The organism is Proteiniphilum acetatigenes DSM 18083 (assembly GCF_000380985.1).
GTDB classification, from domain to species: domain Bacteria; phylum Bacteroidota; class Bacteroidia; order Bacteroidales; family Dysgonomonadaceae; genus Proteiniphilum; species Proteiniphilum acetatigenes.
Genome location: NZ_KB905693.1, coordinates 422,614 through 432,769, shown reverse-complemented (window position 1 = coordinate 432,769; position 10,156 = coordinate 422,614). Strand labels below are relative to the sequence as shown.

Annotated in this window: 9 protein-coding genes and 1 CRISPR repeat array; of the genes, 4 read left to right on the top strand and 5 right to left on the bottom strand. The window is 42.3% G+C overall.

Annotation, left to right across the window (positions count from 1 at the left end; all coding sequences use genetic code 11):
* Window positions 1-4 precede the first annotated feature (4 nt).
* Window positions 5-2,788: direct repeats of the CRISPR family, unit length 30 nt; unit sequence CCCAAAATTGCACCATAGTGGAATTGAAAT.
* A 40-nt stretch (window positions 2,789-2,828) separates the two neighbouring features.
* The 5 genes from F597_RS0103780 to prmC form a co-directional block, all read right to left on the bottom strand.
* Window positions 2,829-3,248: an SRPBCC family protein gene (locus tag F597_RS0103780; protein ID WP_019538383.1), complete on the bottom strand. Its 420-nt coding sequence runs from the start codon at window positions 3,246-3,248 to the stop codon at window positions 2,829-2,831.
* Window positions 3,245-3,898 (bottom strand): orotate phosphoribosyltransferase, encoded by a 654-nt coding sequence (gene pyrE / locus F597_RS0103775; RefSeq protein WP_019538382.1) that lies wholly within the window; start codon window positions 3,896-3,898, stop codon window positions 3,245-3,247. The genes F597_RS0103780 and pyrE overlap by 4 nt, the downstream gene beginning before the upstream one ends.
* A 95-nt stretch (window positions 3,899-3,993) precedes the next feature.
* Entirely contained in the window at window positions 3,994-4,689 is a 696-nt protein-coding gene (locus F597_RS0103770; RefSeq protein ID WP_019538381.1) for a ComF family protein, read from the bottom strand.
* Window positions 4,676-5,176, bottom strand: coding sequence for a regulatory protein RecX (locus F597_RS0103765; protein ID WP_019538380.1), 501 nt, complete (start codon window positions 5,174-5,176; stop codon window positions 4,676-4,678). Before F597_RS0103765 ends, F597_RS0103770 begins: the two co-directional genes overlap by 14 nt.
* Entirely contained in the window at window positions 5,169-6,020 is an 852-nt protein-coding gene (prmC, locus tag F597_RS0103760; protein WP_026327089.1) for a peptide chain release factor N(5)-glutamine methyltransferase, read from the bottom strand. The genes F597_RS0103765 and prmC overlap by 8 nt, the downstream gene beginning before the upstream one ends.
* Window positions 6,021-6,045: 25 nt before the next feature.
* On the opposite strand from prmC, the gene ribD reads away from it, so the two are divergent.
* From ribD to F597_RS0103740, 4 genes are all read left to right on the top strand, one after another.
* On the top strand, window positions 6,046-7,116 hold the full coding sequence (gene ribD, locus F597_RS0103755; RefSeq protein ID WP_019538378.1) for a bifunctional diaminohydroxyphosphoribosylaminopyrimidine deaminase/5-amino-6-(5-phosphoribosylamino)uracil reductase RibD: 1,071 nt from the start codon (window positions 6,046-6,048) through the stop codon (window positions 7,114-7,116).
* Between the two features lie 86 nt (window positions 7,117-7,202).
* Window positions 7,203-8,549 carry a DUF6242 domain-containing protein gene (locus F597_RS0103750; protein WP_019538377.1) on the top strand — a complete coding sequence of 449 codons (1,347 nt, stop codon included), beginning with the start codon at window positions 7,203-7,205 and terminating at the stop codon, window positions 8,547-8,549.
* 94 nt (window positions 8,550-8,643) lie between these two features.
* Window positions 8,644-9,351 (top strand): type IX secretion system protein PorG, encoded by a 708-nt coding sequence (gene porG / locus F597_RS0103745; RefSeq protein WP_019538376.1) that lies wholly within the window; start codon window positions 8,644-8,646, stop codon window positions 9,349-9,351.
* 19 nt (window positions 9,352-9,370) lie between these two features.
* The gene (locus tag F597_RS0103740; protein ID WP_019538375.1) at window positions 9,371-10,120 is read left to right on the top strand and encodes an undecaprenyl pyrophosphate synthase; all 750 of its coding nucleotides are present in this window, start codon (window positions 9,371-9,373) and stop codon (window positions 10,118-10,120) included.
* The last annotated feature ends 36 nt before the right edge of the window (window positions 10,121-10,156 follow it).

Sequence of the window (10,156 nt, the reverse complement as noted above, 5' to 3'; positions counted from 1 at the left end):
GCCTCCCAAAATTGCACCATAGTGGAATTGAAATTTTTTATACTTACCAAGTTGGATCATCGAGGTGAGCCCAAAATTGCACCATAGTGGAATTGAAATTTGAAAGAACCTTTTGGTTTTGCGAATTGTACATACCCAAAATTGCACCATAGTGGAATTGAAATAATTTATATGTCAAAACACTATCTTTCAAAACAATGCCCAAAATTGCACCATAGTGGAATTGAAATAGCGTTTCAAATAGACAAATCTTTGTATGACTTCCGGCCCAAAATTGCACCATAGTGGAATTGAAATATCCGAAAAATATGGAGTCGGGAATGCAGATTTACCCAAAATTGCACCATAGTGGAATTGAAATCAAGTTTTGCAGGTACTGTTTTTCGCTCGGGTCGGCCACCCCAAAATTGCACCATAGTGGAATTGAAATGGAACTGGAATTGCATGGCATGTATGTCAGATGTCCCAAAATTGCACCATAGTGGAATTGAAATCCATCAAAAGTCTTCATCGAGGAAACATCCCATACCCCAAAATTGCACCATAGTGGAATTGAAATTTGTTGCAACACGTTGTGAGACAGAAAGCAAGGATGTTTCCCAAAATTGCACCATAGTGGAATTGAAATGTTGAAAGCATAAGACTTTATTAAAAACTCGCAAAACCCAAAATTGCACCATAGTGGAATTGAAATCTCATCACCTATTTTTAGATCGAGGGCATCCCAGCCCAAAATTGCACCATAGTGGAATTGAAATTTGATAGTCTGATAAATAAAAAAATACCCATCTTCCCAAAATTGCACCATAGTGGAATTGAAATGCATATCGTTCACATCTTTCACATAATCAGGATGACCCAAAATTGCACCATAGTGGAATTGAAATATTTTCAAGGCTCAACTTATTTACGATGTACCATTCCCAAAATTGCACCATAGTGGAATTGAAATGAAAATACTTCATGATAACAAGATTGATATCTATCCCAAAATTGCACCATAGTGGAATTGAAATAATAATTGATTTGAGTGATCATGATGACGTGAAAGCCCAAAATTGCACCATAGTGGAATTGAAATTTATTTTTTGCAGGTGCAATTTCTCTTTGATGTTTCCCAAAATTGCACCATAGTGGAATTGAAATATTAAAGATAGGATATAAAAAATATGCCGATATACCCAAAATTGCACCATAGTGGAATTGAAATCTTCTTCATCAAGATAGAAGTCGTCTAACTCTACTGTACCCAAAATTGCACCATAGTGGAATTGAAATAACGCTGGACTTTGACGACTTCACAGATTGCGATCCCAAAATTGCACCATAGTGGAATTGAAATCGGTTTTTCGGTGTTTTTGAGTGTAAAAATAATTTTCCCAAAATTGCACCATAGTGGAATTGAAATAATTCGGATGGGTTGACCGAAACTTCTCGCAATTGTCCCAAAATTGCACCATAGTGGAATTGAAATCTTATTAAGTGCATCCTCCTGCTTGTTCAGGTAAGGCCCAAAATTGCACCATAGTGGAATTGAAATAGCATGTTGTTTATTGAATCAAGTGATTTTTGCTTCCCAAAATTGCACCATAGTGGAATTGAAATTTTTTATTGGGATGGTATTATGGTCCTCATTGGTTCCCAAAATTGCACCATAGTGGAATTGAAATTTGCAATACACCCAGATAGGCTTGTCACCTGATGCGCCCAAAATTGCACCATAGTGGAATTGAAATAAGAAGAAATGGACTTACTTATTTCAACTTTAGGCATACCCAAAATTGCACCATAGTGGAATTGAAATTTTTTATTGGGATGGTATTATGGTCCTCATTGGTCCCAAAATTGCACCATAGTGGAATTGAAATCTCTCTCGTCATAATGCAGAACCTCGTTTATAAACCCCAAAATTGCACCATAGTGGAATTGAAATAACTTAATGACGGGTCTGTTATCCAAAAAATGAATCCCAAAATTGCACCATAGTGGAATTGAAATAAGGAAGTCAATCGAGGAGAGAGACCTGATAATTGAGCCCAAAATTGCACCATAGTGGAATTGAAATATATAGCAAACAGTAACATGTAAATGAAATACAAACCCCAAAATTGCACCATAGTGGAATTGAAATTATGCTGACGAGTTCTTTGTTGATAAGAATAAAGTTCCCCCAAAATTGCACCATAGTGGAATTGAAATCCCCCACCTCCACCATCGCCAACACCATAAGCCGACCCAAAATTGCACCATAGTGGAATTGAAATTGAAAAATTCGTTGATTGCTTTTTCATTCTCGCTCCCAAAATTGCACCATAGTGGAATTGAAATGTCTTAACGTCATCAACATACACAAAGCCATTGCATACCCAAAATTGCACCATAGTGGAATTGAAATAATTGAAGCTTAACGAGTTTGCTCTGCAAGTCTTCCCCAAAATTGCACCATAGTGGAATTGAAATATACAATCTCTTAAACGGGCTTAAAACAAGCAAGACCCAAAATTGCACCATAGTGGAATTGAAATAGCGCAACAACCTGTTTAGGGTTGATTAATGCCGTCCCAAAATTGCACCATAGTGGAATTGAAATTTTGTCGAAGGTATAATCTTCACCTCGCAAATATTCCCAAAATTGCACCATAGTGGAATTGAAATAATATAATACCGACACTCGCTAAGAATCTTTATACTGCCCCAAAATTGCACCATAGTGGAATTGAAATATCTGCAGGTGATCAAACGATGAATGACCTTATTACCCAAAATTGCACCATAGTGGAATTGAAATGGAAATACTGACGATCCGATTCCCTATACAACAAACAAGGTCATATCTGGTCGTAGGGCAACTGCGCCAGCATATCGGATATTTTATCTACCGCTTCCTTCATCGGTTTCTCGACCATCCCCCTTATAAAAGGGTTCAGGTCAGCCTTTACCGTCATTCGCAAGCGGGTATCTTTTTCTGCTTTGGAAACCAGTTGTATCCACAGGAAAAGATCAAAAGGCAGCCTGTCCGACTTGAACTTCACCAGTTTGTTGGGTTCACGCTCCAACACATGGAAAGTCACCTTCCCTACCGGATCCACCCGGAAGGAGACACTGTCCTGGTCAAACGAGAAATCTTTGAGTTTATCTTCGGGGATCTTATCCTTTACCAACTCGAGTTTCCGGAAATCGGAAAGCACACGGAACACATCAGCATCATTGTGCGGAATGGTTCTTACCTCACTGGTAAATTCGGTCATTTCTTAGTCTTTTTTGCGGGTTGTCCCCAGTTTTCAGGGTCTTTGCGCCAGTCCTGTAATGTCTGCAACTCCGACTCGTCGATATAATCGGTTGCCAGTGCCTCATCCAGTATCGCATCGTAATTGCAAAGCGTGGTCAGTTCCACCCGTGCATCATGCATCCGTTTCTCGGCATATGGAAATCCGTAGGTAAACACCGCCAGCATGCCAAGTACATCCGAACCGTTATTACGGATGGCTTCCACTGCTTTCAGGCTGCTACCTCCGGTAGAAACCAGGTCTTCGATCACGATCACCTTCTGTTTCGGACGCAGGTCACCCTCGATCATATTTTCAAGTCCGTGGTCTTTCGGTGCAGAGCGGACATACACAAAAGGTAATCCGAGCAGGTCGGCTACCAGCACACCGGGGGCAATAGCGCCCGTGGCAACCCCTGCAACAGCGTCAGCCTGCGGATATTTCTCGAGAACAAGACGGGCAAATTCTACTTTCACAAAATTACGTATAGCCGGATAAGACATCAGTTTCCGGTTGTCACAATATATGGGTGATTTCCAACCTGAGGCCCATGTAAACGGGTTAGATGGCTGTAGTTTAATGGCTTTAATTCTAAGAAGCTTTTCGGCTGTTAATTTCTGTAGCGTGTTCATACGATTAATTTATTTTTTGTCACCTTTTTTGCAGATTAATCACAAAAGTACGCTTTTTCAAAATTATTCAGGTGCAATTTCTGAAAAAAATAGGATTAAAAAACCTCCCCGAGAGTAGCAATACTGATTTTCACATCCTTACACGCCTGCAAAGCCATTCCACAGGCTTCCAGTGTAGATCCTGTAGTGATCACATCATCTACCAGTAACAGGTGTTTCTGCTCGAACAGCAGCGGATCAGCTACTTTGAAAATATCTTTCACATTCTCCCAGCGCTGCGTTTTGGTACGTTTGGTCTGTGTAGGATTGTAAACCACGCGAATCAGATTACCTTTGGAGACAGGCAGGCCTATGGCTTCTGAAAGACCCCTGGCAATTATCTCAGCCTGATTGTATCCCCTCATTTTCTCTCTTTTAGGATGGAGCGGCACGGGCACGATCAAGTCGACCGAATTAAGAAATTCACTACCCATCAGGTCTTTACCAAACATCCTGCCCAATAACAGACCTATACTCTCCTTGTGACGGTATTTCAAATGATGGATTAAAGGTGACAGGGTTCCTCCCTTGGTATAGACACAATAAGAGGCAATCCGTTCGAAAGGTATTCGCCCCGCCATCAGTTTTTCAGCATCGTTGTCGGGTTCCCTGAAGTTATGAGTCTTCGGCAACTTATACAGGCATTGCAGACAGGCTCCTTCTTCTCCGGGTAACAATTCGCTACCACAAACAACACATACATTCGGATAGAAAAGGTGTATCAGTTGATGTAACCACTCATTCCGTTTCATCAAAGACTTCTCCTATCTTCATTTTTTCCATACAAGCCATCACTTCCTCCAAAGAAAAGCCCTTACCCAACGCATACCGGATCAATTTACCCCGTTTTTCGTAGTCTGACTTCCCTTTCACACTCTTCCATTTTTTCTCGAGTATCGGCTTTAACGATTCACCGAACGATTCACCGGGAAGTTCCGAAAACACCTCTTCAATCAACCCCTGAGGCAACTGTTTCTGCTTCAGAAAGAGTATAATCTTTCTTTTTCCCCACTTATTGAAATAGAGTTTATCATGTATATAGCTGCGGATAAACCGTCTCTCATCAAGGTACTTCTCTTTCTTCAGCCGGTCGATGATCTTATCTACCAGCAACTCCGGCAACTCCATCCTCCTCAGCTTCCGGGCTATATCGAAAGGAGCGCACTCCTTTTGTGAGCAGACCCGCGCCATCCTTGCATAAGCCGCTTCTTCGGTAATGATCCTTCCTTTCTTATCCATGACCTTCCGGTTTTACAGCACGCACCATCCTATCATTTCCTGAAATATCTTTTCTTAATTCTATCGACCCAAAACCTTTGCTCCGGAGTATATTGCATACTTCCAAGCCTTTCTCCCGGTTGATCTCGAAGTACAACTCCCCTTCACTCTGTAATAAGGCAAGTGCTACCTCGGCAATCCGCTCATAAAAAATCAAAGCATGGGTATCAGGAACAAAAAGCGCTCCATGCGGTTCAAAACCGAGAACGGTTGCCTCCATAGTCGTCTTTTCCGACTCGGTCACATAAGGGGGATTACTCACTATCACGTCAAAGAAAGGAGCAGTATCAACCGGCTGAAAAATATCCCGCAACGAAAACCGCACGTTTACGCAGTTCAGGAATGCATTTTCTGATGCGACCTTCAATGCACCTTTCGATATATCCCACGCATATACATCAGCACCATACATTTTCTTCGCCAGCGTCACCGCAATACATCCGCTACCGGTTCCGATATCCAATACAGAGCAACCTGCCGGTCGGTTTCCGGCAAGGATCCATTCCACAAGCTCCTCAGTTTCAGGGCGAGGGATAAGCACATCGGGGCTAACGACAAAAGGCATTCCGTAAAACTCTGTCTTCTCCAATATATACTGTATTGGCTCCCCTCTTTTCAGTCTACGGACAATATCTTCCGCTTTCCAGCGTTCCGAACCGGATAAATGTTTAATTTTGTCTGTCGTTATGCCTCTGAAAGAGTTTCCGCATACTTCTTCAAGGATAAGTTGCGTAAGAACGGATATCTCAGATTTGGAATAGAGACCCTCCAATTCCTGTAGGATATGTTGAACTGAGTGTTGCATAACGATGTGTAAAGATAACAAAAAAATGGAATTAAATCCGCTGTTTATGGAAAGATGCCTTCAGCTTGCCCGCAAGGGTGAAGGCTCTACAAAGCCAAACCCTCTGGTAGGCGCCGTAGTGGTACATAACGGCCGAATAATCGGGGAAGGGTTTCACCGGCAATATGGCGAAGCACATGCGGAGGTGAATGCCATTGCTTCCGTAAGAGACAGTTCGTTACTATCCGAATCGACCCTTTATGTATCACTCGAACCCTGTGCACATCATGGCAAAACGCCTCCCTGTGCTGAGTTGATCATTACCAGGAAGATACCGCGAGTGGTGGTGGCTACGGGTGATCCCAATCCGAAAGTCTCAGGAAAAGGTATTGCAATGATGAGGGAGAGCGGTATTGAAGTAGTAGTAGGAATGCTGGAAAAAGAGGCCCGTGAACTGAACAGAATTTTCTTCGTAAATCAGCTCTACAACAGACCTTATATCATTTTAAAATGGGCACAAAGCAGCGACGGCTTCATAGATTACCTTCGCACACCGGGCGACGGAAATACTCCGGTTATTATATCCAATACGATGACACACACTATCGTACATAAATTTCGCACACAGGTACAAGGGATCATGGTAGGTACAAACACTGCTCTCCTGGACAATCCACAATTAACGGCAAGAAAATGGTTCGGCAATGACCCCACGAGAGTGGTTATCGACAGGCAAAATAAAATCCCCGCCGATGCATCCCTTTTTGACGGAACAGCTCCTACCATCGTTTTCACAGCATCTGCTCCTCCCCACACAGCAAAAAACAGCTATATAAAATATATAGAAATAGACTTCTCGGGAGACATCTGCAAACAGATATCAGACCGGTTGTACGAGGAAAAAATATACTCCCTGTTGATAGAGGGAGGTGCTCAATTACTGGCTTCTTTCATCGAAAAAAATATGTGGGATGAAGCATATGTTGAAATAGCCGAAAAAGCTCTCCATTCTGGGGTGAAAGCACCGATCATACAGGGAGATGTCGCCGCTTTCAGAAATTACCCGGGCTCAGTACAATTTCATTTAAAGAGTAAAATAACTCGAAATTTTCATTAAATATTCATTTTAATATGGTTAAAGAGAAAAATCTTTCTACTTTTGCATATCCTAAATAACTGTGGTGTACAATATTTTTGAAACAAATGATATCTAAATATTTCCTTGGGACATCGGCACTTATCGTGAACCTATTGTTGCTTTCCTCCTGCTTAAATTCATCCGACAACAATATGGAATATCCTACTGATCCGCAAATATATGCTATCTCCCTCTCCTCCACAACCGATACTACCGAACTCTTACCCGGAGTTGCTTTTACTATCGATCAGGTAAATGGGAAAATATTCAACAGGGAGTCAATGCCTTACGGGTTTCACGTGGACAGTGCAATGCTAAGGATCACCGGATCAACCAGCTTAGCGTTCGCGAAAATAGAAGTCACCCTCGAGCCGGACAGTACATACACATGGAATATGTCCGATTCCATTGCTATACCCAGATTACGTAATATCAGAACCACAGCTCCCGATGGTATCACTACAAAAAGTTATGATTTTCAGCTAAATATATATCAGGAAGATCCATACATTCTCACCTGGGAGAAAATCGGGGAAAATTATCTCACTCCTCCGATAGAAATCCAAAAGACAATCGTGTACCAAAACCGGTTTTACACCTATTACCGGTCGGGAGAAGAGATTAAAGCAGTGTCAACCCCCATTTCCGAGACCCCACAGTGGGGAACGGTCAACCTGTCCGGCATACCCCACACTCTTCGTCTTTCATCGCTTATCACGTCCGGAGACATCATCTATGCCCTCGACGCGGCTACAGGTTCTGTTTATCGATCAACCAACGGCGCCGACTGGAGTTCGATACAAACAGAGTATGAGGTGAAAGCGCTTTACGGCGAATTACCCTCCACAACTCCCGGTAATATTTTGCTGGCGGTAAGTCACGACGAAAAAATCAAGTTTGCCCGGGCAAACAACAATCTCTCGGATATAGTTCTGATGAACGATACACCAGCCAATATACCGGTAACGGATTTTTCATCGATAAAAGTAGAAAGCAATACCTCTTATGCCAGCAAATTTATCTTCCTGTCTGGCGGAACGACAACCGGTGACACCTCCAATAACGATATCTGGCTGTTACAGGAAGACGGAGGGGTTATTAAATATATCACGTCAAAAAGGCCGGCAGAAGGTGTATTGAAAGGAAGCAGCCTCTTTTTCTATGACGACAAGCCCTACCTGATTGCAACATCAACCGGAAAAAATCTATTGATGTATTCAGAGAATTATGGTGTAGATTGGATTACAGCAGGAGAAAACCAGTCTTTACCAGCCGACTTTACAGGAAGGACTTATACTTCTGTCGTTACCGATGCGAACAACAATATATGGATATTCGGCGGAATATCTTCATCCAATACCCCCCTTGTGGATATCTGGAAAGGCAGGCTCAATAAGTTTGCCCAGAATTGACAGGAAAAGCCACTTTTACGGGTAAAACAAGCCTTGTCCTGAACAATTTATGCGCTAAATTTGCGTTAGAGTTGAGACAATAATACTCAACAGTATGAAAATTGAAAGATCTGTCGTTGTCTCACTTTTTATAACGGGTCTCTTTTTGATGGTACCTATCACAAATATCTGCGCTCAGGAATACAAGTACGAGATAGGAGGCGCTGCGGGCACTTCATTTTATATGGGCGATGCCAATAGGACCAAATTCTACCTCCATCCCGGAATAAGCGGGGGACTTTTGTTCCGGTACAACATCAATTTTCTCTGGAGTATCAAGAGCGATATATTTGTAGCTAATGTCTCAGGGAAAAGTGACAACTCGGACAACATTTTTCCGTTTGCACAGCAGGCCTCTTTTCAACGTACGCTGGCTGAGCTGGGCACACAGGTAGAGTTTAATTTTTTTCCGTATAGCGATAAGTATGCATATCTCGGGACAAAACCCTATACTCCTTACCTGTTTACAGGGGTAGGCGTCACTTATGCAACAGGGGATAAAACTTTTACTGGTGCAAATATCCCTTTCGGAATGGGATTTAAGTATAAATTAAAAAACAGAATGAATATCGGCATTGAGTTTTCAATGCGAAAACTGTTTGGTGACGATTTTGATGTTACTGAAAAAACCACCGGATGGAATCTGGACAGTCCTTACGGCATTAAAAGCAGCTTCCTTAAGAACAGGGACTGGTATTCATTCACAATAATTTTTCTGACATGGGAATTCAGCATGCGTGAAGATCCCTGTCACGGGAATTAACAATTCAGACATAAAGAAGATGTCATTGATTGACAAGATAGACAAAAACCGCCTTCCTGCCCACATTGCCATAATAATGGATGGCAACGGTCGATGGGCAAAAACCAGAGGATTGGAGCGAGGCGAAGGACATAGAGAAGGAGTGAGTGCAATAAGAAGAGTAGTGGAGGCTGCATCGAAAGCGTCGGTACAGTATCTTACGCTCTATGCCTTCTCCACAGAAAACTGGAGGCGTCCTACCGAAGAGGTGAAGGGATTGATGGATTTGATGGTGTATGCCGTCTCCAGAGAAACCGCCGATCTGAAAAAGAATGGAGTCAGGATCCGCTCTATCGGAGATATGGAGCGTCTTCCTGAATATGCCCGTACTGCACTGGAAGAATGTATCAGAGAAACGGCAGGAGGAACAGGACTTACTTTAGTGCTTGCTTTAAGTTACTCATCTAAATGGGAACTTACTACGGCTGCTAAAAAGATAGCCGCAGACGTAGTAAAAGGAGTTTTACAGGAAGGGGATATTGATGAAGAAACATTCAACAGTTATCTTACTACCCGCGATATCCCTGATCCCGACCTGCTGATAAGAACCGGAGGCGAACAACGGATAAGCAATTTTTTGTTGTGGCAATGTGCCTATGCAGAATTTTATTTTACCGGCACTTTCTGGCCCGATTTTGGGGAAGATGCTTTATACGAAGCAATTATCGAATACCAGAGACGGGAAAGAAGATACGGCAAAACCAGTGAACAAATAGAGAGTGAACAATAACAGTTCTCCACTGAACAAGAGAGTCAGAGAAAAGAA